The organism is Streptomyces sp. NPDC104309 (assembly GCF_055584025.1).
Genome location: NZ_JBVJMV010000027.1, coordinates 18,532 through 31,311 on the forward strand (window position 1 = coordinate 18,532; position 12,780 = coordinate 31,311).

Here is a 12,780-nt window from a genome sequence, read left to right on the forward strand (position 1 = left end):
ATCAGCTTGATCCGCTGAGGGCGGACAACTTCATGGGCGCGAAGGGAGCGGCCGGTGGCCGTCGCGACCGCCGCGAGGGCCACCGGGGTCAGTTTGCAGTCGTGGTGGCCGCGCACTCCCGAACGTCGGGTTGCGTCGTCCGAGCATCGGCTGCCAGCGATTCGAACACCGCAGTGAAGTCGTCCAGAGGGGCCCGGCTCTTGGAGATCTTCGCCCGCATTGCCGTGCCCTCCCAGGCGTTCACCAGGAACCGCGCGAGCGTGAGGCCGTCGACGGGGCTGGCGAGGGATCCCGCCGCGCGGGCCTCGTCGAGCGCGGCGGCCAGGCGGGCTACCCAGCAGTTGAGGCTGTAGTCCACCGCGTCGCGGATCGTGGAGTTCTGTGCGGACAGTTCGACGCCGAGGTTCCCGGTCATGCAGCCTCGCGCGTATGCGTAGCGCTCCAACCCCGCAGCCACGTAGGCGAAATGTGCGCGGATCCTCTCCAGCGGTGCCTTCGACCGGTCCGTGAGGATCTCAGTGCCTTGGTCGGCGGCATAGCGGCGCATGACCTCGGCGGCCATGGCCTCCTTGCTGTCGAAGTGGTTGTAGAAGGACCCTTTGGGCACTCCGGCGGCGTTGGTGATGTCCTTGACTCCGCTGCCTGCGAACCCATGTTCGTGGAGGTGGTCGTAGGCAGCGTCGATCAACTGCTCTCGCACGCTGAGCCTGGGCATGTCGTCTCCTTTGTTCATCACCAACTCTAATATGGCCGGTCGTCTTCAGAAGGGCAAGAGGATGGCGGGCGTCGAGGGGGATCATGTGCTAGCTGTACTGACCCGTGAGGTTGGGGACGCGGCTGGCGGGTGGTTGCCCCTTGAGCGCGGTGTGTCCGCGGTGGTGATCGCAGGTGTGCAGCCGGGCCGGGTGGGCGGCACGTCTGTCGGCCTCGGTCCGGTAGGGCCGCGCGTAGGCCCATTTGTCCAGGAGAGTGCGGTTGAACCTCTCGAGCTTCCCGTTGGTCTGGGGCCGGTAGGGGGCGAGTCCGCTTGTGCGAAATGCCCTGAGTGGTGAGGCAGTTGCGCCACAGGTGACTGCTTGTAGCAGGAGCCGTTGTCGGTCGGGACGCGTTCGGCCGTGACTCCGGCCTGGGTGAAGAAGGCGTGGGCCCGTTGCTAGAAGGCTACGGCGGGCCTCTTTCTTCTCGTCGGCGAGGATCTTGCTGCAGGAGAGGCGGGAGTGGTCGTCGACGGCGTTGTGGAGGTAGCCGTAGCCGGCGCCGGAGCGGGTTTTGCGGCCCGCCTGGCGCCCGAGGGTTTTGTGCCGTCGGGGATGTTGCCGAGCTTTTCGATGTCGACGTGTGCGAGTTCGCCGCGCCGGTTGCGTTTGTAGCGGCGTATGACGCGGCCTGTTGGATCTCCGTGGACAGCTGGCTGCCGACGACGGCGACTGGGAGCTGGTGGGGCTTCGCGGCGCGGGCGAAGCCGACGTAGCGGCTGATGAATGCCGCGACGACGACCAGTGTGATCAGGGGGTAGCCGCGCCCGAACAGGCGGCTTCGTCGGCGGGGCCGACTGGGATTGGGGAATGGCCGTGCTGCCGCTCGGCTCGGTCACGGGCGTGGTGTCCGTGGGGCCTCGGGGGTCTCGAGGGGGGGTCCGCCTCGGCGGGGCGCTCGAAGGCTCACTTCAAACGACATAGGCATATGTTAATAGCATCTTTCCATCTCCGATTCTTCCCGCCGCGAGGATCGAGCGTGCAGATCTCGGTAGCGATCCGAGGAGTAGGGTTGACAGAGTGAAAATGACCGGTCATCTTAGAAATGTTCCGCAACCCGCCGGATGGCGGCCCGAAGGTGACCGCTGCCGTGCTCCAACCGACATGAGTGCGTTTGGAGTGCGAGCTTTTGAACGATCCGCTCGGGCTCGAATCGGCTGAACTAGGCCTTCTTTGAAGGAGAGTCTCTGTGGTCACAAAGACCGTCCTGCGTCATCCCCTCAAGTCTGCGGCCACTGTCGGCGCGGCCGCGGCGGCGATCGCGGCTTCTGTTGCCGTTCCGGCGGTCCACGCCGCCGCGCAGTCGTCGGAGCCGAAGCCCACGGTCGTGCTCGTGCACGGCGCCTTCGTGGACGCCTCCGAGTGGGACAGTGTGATCGGGCGCCTGCAGCACGACGGCTACAAGGTGGTGGCCCCGGCCAATCCGCTGCGCGGGCTGGCCAGCGACGCGGCCTACCTCCGCAGCTTCCTCAACACCATCAACGGGCCGATCGTGCTCGCCGGTCACTCCTACGGCGGCGCCGTGATGACCGAGGCCGCCGCCGGCGACCCACAGGTCAAGGCGCTGGTCTACATCGCCGCGTTCGCCCCCGCCAAGGGTGAGAGCGTGAACTCGCTGGGCGACAAGTTCCCGGCGACCGAGCTCAGCACGGCGCTGACGCCGGCCCCCTACCCGATGGCCGACGGTGGCGCCGGCGTGGAGCTGTACGTCCAGCCCGACAAGTTCCACGAGGTGGTCGCCGCCGACGCGCCGGCAGCGGTTGCCAATGTGGCGGCGGCCGCCCAGCGCCCCGTGGCGGCGAGCGTCTTCGCCGAGAAGATCACCCAGGCCGCCTGGAAGACCATCCCGTCCTGGGACCTGATCACCACCCAGGATCACGCCATCAACCCGGCTGAGCAGGAGTTCATGGCCAAGCGCGCCCACGCGCACACCGAGAAGGTTGCCTCCTCGCACGCGGTTCCGCAGACGCACCCGGACGCGGTGACCGACATCATCGAGCAGGCCGCCGGGGCCACCTCGCGCTGACGAAGGAACGGGGTGCGGTCCGCCCGGGTCGTACCCCTTTGGCTCTTTCCTGGCCTTCCGTCCGCGCGGAGCGTGAGTCGGCGACCCACCTTCATGTCTACTCAAAGCACTACAGAAACGGACAACACGATGAGTGAGATCAACCCCAGGTTCCGCACGATCGACGGGCTGTCGGTCCGGTACGCCGAGAGCAACGGACCGCGCGAGCACGAGGCCCTGCTGCTGAGCCCCTGGCCGGAGAGCCTGTACTCCTATGACGCGACCTGGTCGAAGCTGGCCCGGCAGGCGCGTCTGATCGCGGTCGACCTGCCCGGATTCGGGCACTCCGAGCTGCGCAGCGACCTGCTGTCGCCCACGGCGATGGGGGAGTTCGTCGTACGGATCGCCGACGCGTTCGGGCTGGAGAGCCCCCACGTCGTGGGCCCGGACATCGGCACCGCTGCTGCCTTGTTCGCCGCCGCCCGGCACCCCGGCCGGTTCCGGAGCCTGGTCGTGGGCACCGGCGGGGCGGCGGTCCCGCTGAGCCTGGGAAACCCGTTGAAGGACTGGGTGCTCGCCGAGGACCTGGCCCCGTATCGCGCCATGGGCCCGAAGGCGGCCGTCATCGCTGCGATGAAGACCATCAACGGCTACGAACTGCCAGACGTGGTGCGCGAGGACTACCTCGCCGCCTACGTCGGACAGCGTTTCGTCGACCAGCTGTCCTACGTCCGCGCCTACCCTGCCGAGCTGCCGGTCCTCCGGGACCTGCTGCCCACCCTGGAGACGCCGGTCCAGATCCTGGCCGGCCGCAACGACCCGGTCGTGCCTCCGGGGAACGCCGAGTACCTGCACAAGTACCTGCCCAACAGCAAGCTCGACATCATCGACGCCGGCCACTTCGCCTGGGAGGAGAACGCCGATGATTACGCCGAGGTCATCACTCGCTGGTGGCAGGCGAACTAGCCACTGTCATAGCGACGCCGAAGTCGCCGAGACGCGCCATCGCCGCTGATGCGCAAGCATGTTCAGCCGGAGGCCCTGCTCTGCTGACTCACCGGCCCCGGGCGGCGACCCATGGATCGGCACACCTCACTGGACCGCCGCCCGGACTCCACCAAGGACCTACGAGCAGTACGTGAAGGGCGGCGCAGCCGAGTGATCCATACCTCTCGCACGCTGGACGTGGGCGCGATCCGCAAGGACTTCCCGGTCCTGGGCCGGATCCTGCAGGGTGGCAAGCCGCTGGTCTACCTGGACAACGCGGCCACCTCGCAGAAGCCCAAGCAGGTCCTCGACTCGCTGACGGCCTACTACGAGCTGTACAACGCGAATGTCCACCGCGGCGTGCACACGCTCGCCGAGGAGGCCACGGCGCTGTACGAGGGCGCGCGCGACGCCGTCGCGTCCTTCATCAACGCGCCGAGCCGCGACGAGGTCGTGTTCACCAAGAACGCGTCGGAGTCGCTGAACCTGGTCGCCAACGTGCTGGGTTGGGCGGATGGGTGATACCGGGTCGACGCCGACTCCGAGATCGTCATCACGGAGATGGAGCACCACTCCAACATCGTGCCGTGGCAGCTGCCGGCGCAGCGCACCGGCGCGAAGCTGAAGTGGTTCGGCCTGACCGACGACGGCCGGCTCGATCTGTCCGACATCGACGAGATCATCACCGAGAAGACCAAGGTCGTCTCGTTCGTGCTGGTCTCCAACATCCTGGGCACGGTCAACCCGGTCGAGGCGATCGTCCGCCGTGCCCAGGAGGTGGGCGCGCTGGTCGTCATCGACGCCTCGCAGGCCGCCCCGCACATGGTCATGGACGTGCGGGCGCTGGAGGCCGACTTTGTCGCCTTCACCGGCCACAAGATGCTGGCGCCCACGGGCATCGGCGTGCTCTGGGGCCGCCAGGAGCTGCTGGAAGACCTCCCGCCGTTCCTCGGTGGCGGCGAGATGATCGAGACCGTCTCCATGCAGTCCTCGACCTACGCCCCCGAGCCGCAGAAGTTCGAGGCGGGCACCCCGCCGATTGCGCAGGCGGTCGGCCTGGGTGCGGCCATCGCGTACCTGAACGGCGTCGGCATGGACGCGATCGCCGCCCATGAGCACGCGATCACCGAGTACGCGCTGCAGCGCCTGCAGGAGGTCCCCGAGCTGCGGATCATCGGCCCGACGACGGCCGAGGACCGCGGCGCGGCGATCTCGTTCACCCTGGGCGACATCCACCCGCACGACGTGGGCCAGGTGCTGGACGAGCAGGGCATCGCCGTGCGTGTCGGTCACCACTGCGCGCGCCCGGTCTGCCTGCGCTACGGAATTCCGGCGACCACGCGGGCGTCGTTCTATCTGTACTCCACCGAGGCGGAGGTGGACGCCCTGATCGACGGGCTGCACCACGTCCGCGCCTTCTTCGGATAGTGCCGCAGCTGAGGTTCTCGTCTTCCCTGGCCAGCGGCCCCGGTGAGTGCAGCCGGGGCCGCTGGCCTTTGACCTCAGCAGGGGGCTGACGGTGGGAGCGCTGACGGCTCTCCCTCCAAGCCGCAGGCCCCTGGTCGTGAGGACGGCAGTCTCAGCCCGAGGCGACGCTCGGCGTCCCGGATAGCCTCGTCGGTCAGCAACGGCCGAGTGTAAATGCACGCGCACGGCTGCGGGCAATCACAGGCATAACCACGACTGCGGCTTCCTTGGCCCGAAGGCCGAGGAAGCCGCAGCGCGCTGGTCGGACGGGCCTTCTGATGGGCGCTCAGAGTCCGGGAATCCCTCCCCGGGCCGCGCAGCTCGGCGATCTCAGCGGGGCCGAAGTCCAGCCCTGCGAGGATTTCGTCGTCTGTGCTTTCCGAGGTCGGGGCCCCGCTTCGCCGGCACCTTCGCCACGCCTCGAAGTTTGACCGGGCTGTTGACGGTGTACTCCGGCCCGGTGACTCCTTCGATCGGCACGACGATGTCGTTCGCGCGCAGCTGTGGGTCCTGGGCGGCCTCCTCCGGTGTCTGCATGAGGCTGAAGGTGACGCGTTCTGGTGAGCGCGTCCTTCCAGTAGGAGTAAGGCTGCGCGCGGAAGTCGGAGTCGAGCAGCTGGGCCAGCATGGCGCGGTTCTTGGCGAAGCTTCCGAGATTAGCGAACCGGGGGTCGCCGATCAACTCAGGGCGCCCGATGGCCCGCGCCAGTCCCGGCAGGTGCGTGAGCGACGTCGCAAGCATGAACCACTTGCCGTCTGCGGACTGGTAGGGGTTGGCCGGCGCGTGCAGCACGTACGGCGCGCCGTTGGCGAGCGCGGCGGCCACGAGGGTTCCGGTGACCCAGGTTCCGGCGGCGAGCAGCGACGTCCCGACGTTGGCGCCATGTCCCGTCTGTTCCCGGCGATACAGGGCGGTCGCGATCGCAGCGTATATCGCAATGGCTGACCGGTAGTCACCGCTGCCTCAGACCGGCATGGTCGGGGGCGCCCGCGTCACGCGTGGAGGCCAGCAGGCCGCTGCGCGACCAGCGAGGGCTCCGTCGTCATCGGCGGCGTCCTGGCGAGTCAGGGGAAGGTTTCCGCTCGGCTGCTGTGCGCGATGGTCGTGGTCGCCGCAGTCGCCGGCGACAGCGTGGGTTACGAGATCGGCCGCCGAGCGGGGCCCGGAATCCTGAACGTGCGCCCCTTGCACCGTCACCGGACGGGCGTGGAGAAGGAGGAGGACCTGACCCGGCGCCGTGGGCCCGAAGCGGTCTTCCTGGGACGCTTCATCGCCTTCTTTCGCGCCATGATGCCCGCGCTTGCTTCCCGTATGCCCTACCGGCGCTTCCTACTGTTCAACACCCTCGGGGGACTGGCCTGGGCTGTCGGGTACACCCTCGGCTACTTCGCGGGCAATGCCTACAGCAGAGTCGAGGGCCAAGTCGGACGCGCGGCGGCCATCGTGATCGCGGCCGTCGGAGCGCCCAGCACGCCACTGCCCCAGCCCGCACCGTTCCCTCGGAAGGTGACGGGCTCAGGCGGTGATCGAATCGAACATGGCGAAGAAGTCACCCAGCGGTTCGCCGCTGCGGGCGACCTTTGCCTGCAGCGCCGCTCCTTCCCAGGCGCTGACCAGGAACCGGGCCAGCAGCGATGTGTCCATGTCGCTCTTCAGGGCCCCGGCCGCTCGGGCTTCGTCCAGCGCCGGGGTGAGGAATGAGACCCACCGCCCGAGTCTGTTGCCCACTTCCTCGCGAATCACCGAGCTCTGCGTGGACAGTTCGGCCCCGAAGTTCCCGAACATGCAACCACGGGTGTAGCCGAACCGCTCCAAGTCTCCCGCCAGGTACTCGAAGTGCTTGCGGATGCGCTCGACGGGAGGGATCGACTCGTCGGCCAGCATGCCCATCTGGCGGGTATCGGCATAGCGGCTCATCACCTCGATGGCCATGGCCTCTTTGCTGTCGAAGTGGTTGTAGAACGAACCCTTCGGCGTGCCGGCGGCATCGGCGATGTCCTTGATGCCGCTGCCGTTGAAGCCGTGCTCGTGGAAGTAGTCATAAGCGGCTTCGATCAGCTGTTCGCGCATACTGGGTCTGGGCATGATGTGCACTCCTTCTGCGACACAATATGTCCGGTCGTCTTCTGAAAGTCAAACGTATCCCTTGGCGCGCAGAAGAAGCCGCGTAGCCGTCCGCCGGTTGAGATTCCGGCGGACGACTACGCGGCCCCTCACGGGTCTTCGGTTCAGCGGGGGAATTCCGCAACGGCCTTGCCCAGGTTGCTTTCGACATCGCCCGGCGTCTGAAGGCCTCGGCTCGCGAGATGGCCGAGGCGCTCGCGGGTTTCCGGCAGGGCGATGAGGCCCTGGAAGGTGGCGGCGTCGGAGCGGACCTGCGCGGGGTCCGCCAGTGTGAGGTCGTTGATGGCGCGCTTGGCGGCCTTGACCCCCTCGGGCGGGAAGCCTGCGATGCGTTTGGCCAGGCGCTCGACGAAGTCGTCCAGCTCGGCGTCGGGCAGGGCGCGGTTGATCCAGCCGTAGCGCTCGGCGAGGTCGGCGTCGAAGTCGTCCGCGCCGATGATGGCCTCGATGGCGCGTGTCCGGCCGAGTCGCCGGGTCAGGTGTTGAATGCCGCCGGCGCCGGGCAGTGCGCCGGTGCCGGTCTCGAACTGGCTGAAGACCGCGTTCTCGCGCGAGGCGAAGATCATGTCGCAGGCCAGGGCGAGTTCGTCGCCGCCGCCGCGGGCGCGGCCGCGCACCTTGGCGATGGTGATCACGGGGACCTGTGCCAGCTTGTGGAGGAACATGCCGAGCGAGGCGTCACCGGGGCCGCCGGCCTTCGCGGCCTCGGCGGTGTACTGCGGGACGGCTGTGAGGTCCACGTGCGCCGAGAAGTAGTCGGCCGAGGCGCTGTCGATGACGACGACCCGCACGTCACCGGGGCCGGTGTAGAGCGTGTCGACGAGTGAGGCCAGGTCGCGTACCAGGTCGACGCCGATGAGGTTGAGGGGGCCGGCGTCGAGGGTGGCGAACAGAACGCCGTCCTCCAGTCGGGTCCGGATCGAGGAGTAGTCGAAGCTCATGATGGCTCCTGGAAGTGCGTGGATGAGGGGGAGAGGAGGGCGATCACGGGTTCTGCTGGAACCACTCCAGGGCGCTTCCGGATGCCACCTTGAACCGGGCGTGGTAGGGGTCGAAGTGCTCACCTTCCAGCAGGACGAGGCGCTTGGGCTGCACCGCCCGCTCGTAGGCCGTCAGCGCCAGATCCGTCCCGGTGACGTAGTCGTGCTCGGCGACGAGCACCATCAGGGGAGTCGGGTCGATCTGGTCGGTCCACTGCCCGGGGGAGTACATACGGGCCCAGCGCATCGAGCGCCCGACGACGTCGAGGTGCGGGGCGCCTGGGCCTGATCAGTGGCCGATGGTTGAGATGCTCAGCGTGAACCCTGCGCGTTGAGGGCCGCGCGTTCCACGCTGGCTGCGTAGCTCGGTGCCTCAAGTGCGTTGTGGTCCTCCACGGCCCGCCTGCGTGCCTCCGCGGCCTGCTCGAAGGGGATGCCTCGCTCTTCGAGGTGGGCCACGAAGGCGAGCGTGGGCCGACTGGTGATCTTGTTCGTGAAGGTCGAGCGGTCGGTGTCCAGCTCGGTGACGCTGAGATCCCAGATGACCTGCTGGTACTGCCAGCCATCCGGGGCCTGCGCCTCTGAGAGCGACACCATGCGGCAGTGGTGCGGCTCGAGGATCTCTGCCACGTAGTGCTGGATGAGCAGCGCTCCGCCCACCACCTCGACGTTGATGCTCACCAACTCGCCGGCGGCGTTCCGGCTCCAGCCGGCGGCCCGGTGGTCGGGCACCGCACAGGCCTGATACTCCGCATCCGTGAGCCGGGTCAGCCACGTGCCCAGGTCGACGCTCTCGAGCGGGACGTTGATGACCACGCTCTGCGTGGACTCGGCCAGGACGAGGTCTTCAGCGATCTCGTGAGTGGGGGACATGTGACGGCCCCTTTCAGGTTGCTGTGCTTGTTTGAAGCCCGCCCGCGGGCCTGTCGATGGACAGTAGCCAACCAGGTTGACACGGTCAAGACGACCGGCCATATTTGAAATGAGTGCTCCAAGGTTCCGCGACATGGGCCGAGTCAGAAGCGCCGACAAGAACCGTCCTTTCGACGAAAGGAGCAGGCCATGACCGCCCTGCGCTTTCAGCTCAACTCCTCGCTCAGCCCGAAGGAGGTGATGGGGGTGCTGACCGACTTCAGTCCGGCGCGGGCCGAGACCTGGCCGTCGATCGACGCCGAGCACTTCACCGTCCATGACGTGGGCGACACCTGGGCCGAGGTGACCGAGGGCACGGCTTCCGCGTGGGAGCGTGCCCGCTATGAGTGGGACCCGGCCGGCGACACGGTCACCGTCACGACGCTCGACTCGAAGGTCTTCGGTCCGGGCGGCGGGTGGGTGTTCAAGATGACCCCCGACGGTGACGGCACCCGTGTCGACGTCGAACTGACCCGGCACGCCAGCACACTCAAGGGCCGAATGGTGGCCATGGTGCTCCCGTACGCCGGCTCCGTGTTCCGCAAGACCTTCCAAGAGCCCCTGAAGGGCAAGTAGCCATCTCCGCCGGCCGAAGCATCACTGACCCATCTCCGGCCGGTCGGGGGTCTGTGAATGAAGCAAGGAGGAGTACAGATGAGCGCGCTGCTCGATGAGGTTCTCGAGGCCCATGGTGGTCTGGACCGCTGGCGCCGGTTCAGTTCCGTCCGCGCGACGATCGTCAGCGGTGGGGACCTGTTCGCCATCAAAGGACTTCCGCAGGATCCGACGCCTCGCGAGATGACGGCGCGGCTGCACGAGGAGCATGCCTCGGTGGCCCCCTTCGGAGCACCCGACCAGAAGACCGACTTCACCGCGGACCGCGTCGCCATCGAGAAGACCGACGGCACCGTGGTCACCGAGCGCGCACAGCCGCGCAAGGCCTTCGACGGGCACGTCCTCCAGACCCCGTGGGACGCGCTGGACCGGGCGTACTTCAACGGCTACGCCCTGTGGACGTACCTGACCACTCCGTTCCTGCTCGCCATGCCCGGCGTCGGCATCGAGGAGATCCAGCCCTGGCGCGAGGATGATGAGGAGTGGCGCGGACTGCGCGCGACGTTCCCTGGCCCGATCGCGAGTCACAGCACCGTCCAGGACTTCTACTTCGGCCCGGACCGGTTGCTGCGTCGCCACGACTACCACGTCGACATCGCCGGCGGTTTCGCGGCCGCCCAGTACGTCTACGACATCGTCGAGGCCGACGGCATACTTCTTCCCACCCGCCGCCGCGCCTTCAACCGCGACGCCGAGCTGCGGCCGATCCCGGGCCGGGTCATGGTCTCCATCGACCTCAGCGACATCCATTTCACCTGAGCCCCAGAGGGTGAGGACGACCATGAAGACGGAGCGCGTCGGGCAGACCGATGTCCGTTACCGCCAAGGCAGCGAGGGGGGCCGGGTCGTGGTGTTCGTCCACGGCTTCCTGGACGACCAATACGTCTGGGACCCCCTGATCGCCGAGCTCGCCACGCCCGGCATCGAGCACGTCACGGTCGACCTGGCCGGAAGCGGGGACCGTACCGCGGCGAGCGAGCCGTTCACCTACGACCGCTTCGCGGCCGAGGTCGGCGCTGTGGTCGACGCCCTCGACCAGCGCTTCGTGATCGTCGGGCAGAGTATGGGTGCGGCGGTCGCCGAGCTGGTTGCAGCCCGGCGCCCCGACCGGTCCCTCGGCTTGGTCCTGGTGACGCCGGTCCCATTGGCCGGCACCCGCCTGCCCGACGAGGCGGTCGGCCCGTTCCGGGCGTTGGGCGGCGACGGCCCAGGGCAGCGCGCGGTCAGGATCCAGCTGGCTGCGGCATTCCCGGACGGCGAACTCGACCGCCTGGTGGCGGTTGGGGAGCGCGTACGGCCTGAGGCCGTCCGGGCCTACGCGGACTGCTGGAACAACGGCCACCCGTCTGGCGAGCAGCCAAGCCGCTTCGCCGGCCCGGTACTTATCGTTCGCGGCGCGGAGGACGGGTTCATCACCGAGGAACTCGTCAACACAGCCGTCGCGCCCAGATTCGGCACCGTTCAGTCGGTGTCGGTCGGCTCGGGCGGGCACTGGGTTCACCTCGAGCAGCCGGCCGCGGTCGCGGCCCACATGGACCACTTCCTCGCCGGACTCTTCTAGCCCGGCGCCGCACCCGCGCGGACCTCTTCCACCAGGGCTGGCGCCCTGGCAATCGTCAAGGAGACTTTCCCATGGTTGAACGCACGGATGTCGAATTCGAAGCCGACGCAGGTGTGATGCTGGGTGGCTGGCTCTACCTGCCGGACGGCCACGGACCCCACCCGGCGATTACGATGGCCCACGGCTACGCCGGGGTCAAGGAGCATGGCCTGGAACCGTTCGCGCGCACCTTCGCCGAGAACGGGTTCGTCGTGCTGCTCCACGACCACCGTGGCTTCGGGGCCAGTGACGGCGAGCCGCGTCAGGACGTCGACCCCTGGCGGCAGATCGCCGACTGGCGGCGGGCCATCTCCTACCTGGAGAGCCGGCCGGAGGTCGACCCCGGACGTATCGGTCTGTGGGGTACCAGCTATGCCGGTGGTCATGCCATCGTGCTGGGTGCGACCGACCGCCGGCTGCGTGCCGTGGTCTCCCAGGTGCCGACGATCAGTGGCTACGAGCAGGGCTTGCGCCGGATCGCCCCGGAGGCCGTCGCCGCCCTGGAGGAGGTCTTCAACGAGGACGAGCGGGCCCAGTCCCGCGGCGAGGCGCCGCGCACCCAGACCATCGTCAGTGGCGACCCTGCGGTGGCAGCATCCTACCGCGCGCAGGAGGCCATCGACTTCTACCTCCAGCCCGTGCCCGACGGCGTGTGGGAGAACCAGGTCACGGTCCGCTCCACGCGCGCGGCTCGCCTGTACGAGCCCGGCACCTGGACCACCCGTGTCTCCCCGACGCCGCTGCTGATGGTGGTCGCTCTCGGCGACACCGTCACCGTGACCGACCTCGCCCTGGCGGCCTACGAGCGCGCCCTGGAGCCCAAGCGGCTGCAGCTGATCTCCGGCGGCCACTTCGCGCCCTACATCGCCCAGTTCGACGAGGCGAGCAGCGCCGCCCTCGCCTGGTTCCGCGAACACCTCACCGGGTCCGCTGGGAGCTGAGACGCCTCGCCCGGCGGCGCAGGTCGAGCTACGGCGCCTGGCCCGATGCGGGCGGGAAGGACCGGGGCTTCGAGGGCCTTTTCCCGTACTTCCAGAGAGCGGGAATGCTCTCGGCCGGGACCTGTCTGTTCGGGAGTGGGGCTCGCTGACCGTCTGGCTGGCGGATCCGCCCAATGAGGTGCTGCTTGCCCGCTTCGACGCGGCAGTTGACTCCGGGTATCGCCGGGCTGACGACATCAGCGGAGGCATCGAGGAGGGGTTCGCGCCCAGCGACCTCGACATCATCGACGGCAAGCGGCAGAGCGCGGCCGACGCCTGCCTGTCACCGGCGCTGTACAGGCCGAACCTCGCCGTGGTGACCGGCACCCCCGTACACCGGGTGAGCATCGAGGA

13 protein-coding genes and 3 pseudogenes are annotated in these 12,780 nt (G+C 68.2%); 9 read left to right on the plus strand and 7 right to left on the minus strand.

From position 1 onward, the window contains the following. Positions 1-88 precede the first annotated feature (88 nt). Both ACZ68L_RS31100 and ACZ68L_RS31105 read right to left on the minus strand, forming a co-directional pair. A complete protein-coding gene (locus ACZ68L_RS31100) occupies positions 89-715 on the minus strand; it encodes a TetR/AcrR family transcriptional regulator (protein ID WP_469583386.1) in 627 nt (208 codons plus the stop codon). An 88-nt stretch (positions 716-803) separates the two neighbouring features. Next, a complete protein-coding gene (locus ACZ68L_RS31105; protein ID WP_469583629.1) occupies positions 804-1,196 on the minus strand; it encodes an integrase core domain-containing protein in 393 nt (130 codons plus the stop codon). A 748-nt stretch (positions 1,197-1,944) separates the two neighbouring features. Between ACZ68L_RS31105 and ACZ68L_RS31110 the strand changes: the two genes are divergently transcribed. The 3 genes and pseudogenes from ACZ68L_RS31110 (at position 1,945) to ACZ68L_RS31120 (ending at position 5,175) form a co-directional block, all read left to right on the plus strand. After that, positions 1,945-2,781 carry an alpha/beta fold hydrolase gene (locus ACZ68L_RS31110; RefSeq protein WP_469583389.1) on the plus strand — a complete coding sequence of 279 codons (837 nt, stop codon included), beginning with the start codon at positions 1,945-1,947 and terminating at the stop codon, positions 2,779-2,781. Positions 2,782-2,910: 129 nt separating this feature from the next. After that, positions 2,911-3,726, plus strand: a complete 816-nt coding sequence (locus ACZ68L_RS31115; protein WP_469583391.1) for an alpha/beta fold hydrolase — start codon at positions 2,911-2,913, stop codon at positions 3,724-3,726. A gap of 192 nt (positions 3,727-3,918) precedes the next feature. After that, positions 3,919-5,175: pseudogene (locus ACZ68L_RS31120) on the plus strand (cysteine desulfurase). A 325-nt stretch (positions 5,176-5,500) separates the two neighbouring features. Here the strand turns inward: ACZ68L_RS31120 and ACZ68L_RS31125 are convergent. After that, positions 5,501-6,154, minus strand: coding sequence for a CoA transferase (locus ACZ68L_RS31125; protein ID WP_469583633.1), 654 nt, complete (start codon positions 6,152-6,154; stop codon positions 5,501-5,503). Positions 6,155-6,313: 159 nt separating this feature from the next. Between ACZ68L_RS31125 and ACZ68L_RS31130 the strand changes: the two are divergent. Beyond that, a pseudogene (locus ACZ68L_RS31130) lies at positions 6,314-6,580 on the plus strand (DedA family protein); the annotation flags it as partial. Between the two features lie 150 nt (positions 6,581-6,730). Here ACZ68L_RS31130 and ACZ68L_RS31135 read toward each other — a convergent pair. The 4 genes from ACZ68L_RS31135 to ACZ68L_RS31150 all read right to left on the minus strand — a co-directional run bounded on the left by ACZ68L_RS31135 (position 6,731) and on the right by ACZ68L_RS31150 (position 9,192). Then, positions 6,731-7,300 (minus strand): TetR/AcrR family transcriptional regulator, encoded by a 570-nt coding sequence (locus ACZ68L_RS31135; protein ID WP_469583394.1) that lies wholly within the window; start codon positions 7,298-7,300, stop codon positions 6,731-6,733. Positions 7,301-7,443: 143 nt separating this feature from the next. Further along, the gene (locus ACZ68L_RS31140; protein ID WP_469583397.1) at positions 7,444-8,280 is read right to left on the minus strand and encodes an enoyl-CoA hydratase/isomerase family protein; all 837 of its coding nucleotides are present in this window, start codon (positions 8,278-8,280) and stop codon (positions 7,444-7,446) included. Positions 8,281-8,323: 43 nt separating this feature from the next. Then, entirely contained in the window at positions 8,324-8,551 is a 228-nt protein-coding gene (locus ACZ68L_RS31145; protein ID WP_469583400.1) for a hypothetical protein, read from the minus strand. Positions 8,552-8,631: 80 nt separating this feature from the next. Next, positions 8,632-9,192, minus strand: a complete 561-nt coding sequence (locus ACZ68L_RS31150) for a hypothetical protein (protein ID WP_469583403.1) — start codon at positions 9,190-9,192, stop codon at positions 8,632-8,634. Positions 9,193-9,381: 189 nt separating this feature from the next. Here ACZ68L_RS31150 and ACZ68L_RS31155 point away from each other — a divergent pair, with 189 nt between their 5' ends. The 5 genes and pseudogenes from ACZ68L_RS31155 to ACZ68L_RS31175 all read left to right on the plus strand — a co-directional run. After that, positions 9,382-9,807: an SRPBCC family protein gene (locus tag ACZ68L_RS31155; RefSeq protein WP_469583405.1), complete on the plus strand. Its 426-nt coding sequence runs from the start codon at positions 9,382-9,384 to the stop codon at positions 9,805-9,807. A gap of 78 nt (positions 9,808-9,885) precedes the next feature. Next, positions 9,886-10,605 (plus strand): hypothetical protein, encoded by a 720-nt coding sequence (locus tag ACZ68L_RS31160; protein WP_469583408.1) that lies wholly within the window; start codon positions 9,886-9,888, stop codon positions 10,603-10,605. A 22-nt stretch (positions 10,606-10,627) separates the two neighbouring features. Next, positions 10,628-11,407 (plus strand): alpha/beta fold hydrolase, encoded by a 780-nt coding sequence (locus tag ACZ68L_RS31165; protein ID WP_469583411.1) that lies wholly within the window; start codon positions 10,628-10,630, stop codon positions 11,405-11,407. Between the two features lie 71 nt (positions 11,408-11,478). Continuing rightward, positions 11,479-12,387 carry an alpha/beta hydrolase gene (locus ACZ68L_RS31170; protein WP_469583412.1) on the plus strand — a complete coding sequence of 303 codons (909 nt, stop codon included), beginning with the start codon at positions 11,479-11,481 and terminating at the stop codon, positions 12,385-12,387. A 178-nt stretch (positions 12,388-12,565) separates the two neighbouring features. Further along, a pseudogene (locus tag ACZ68L_RS31175) lies at positions 12,566-12,742 on the plus strand (choline dehydrogenase); the annotation flags it as partial. Between the last annotated feature and the right edge of the window lie 38 nt (positions 12,743-12,780).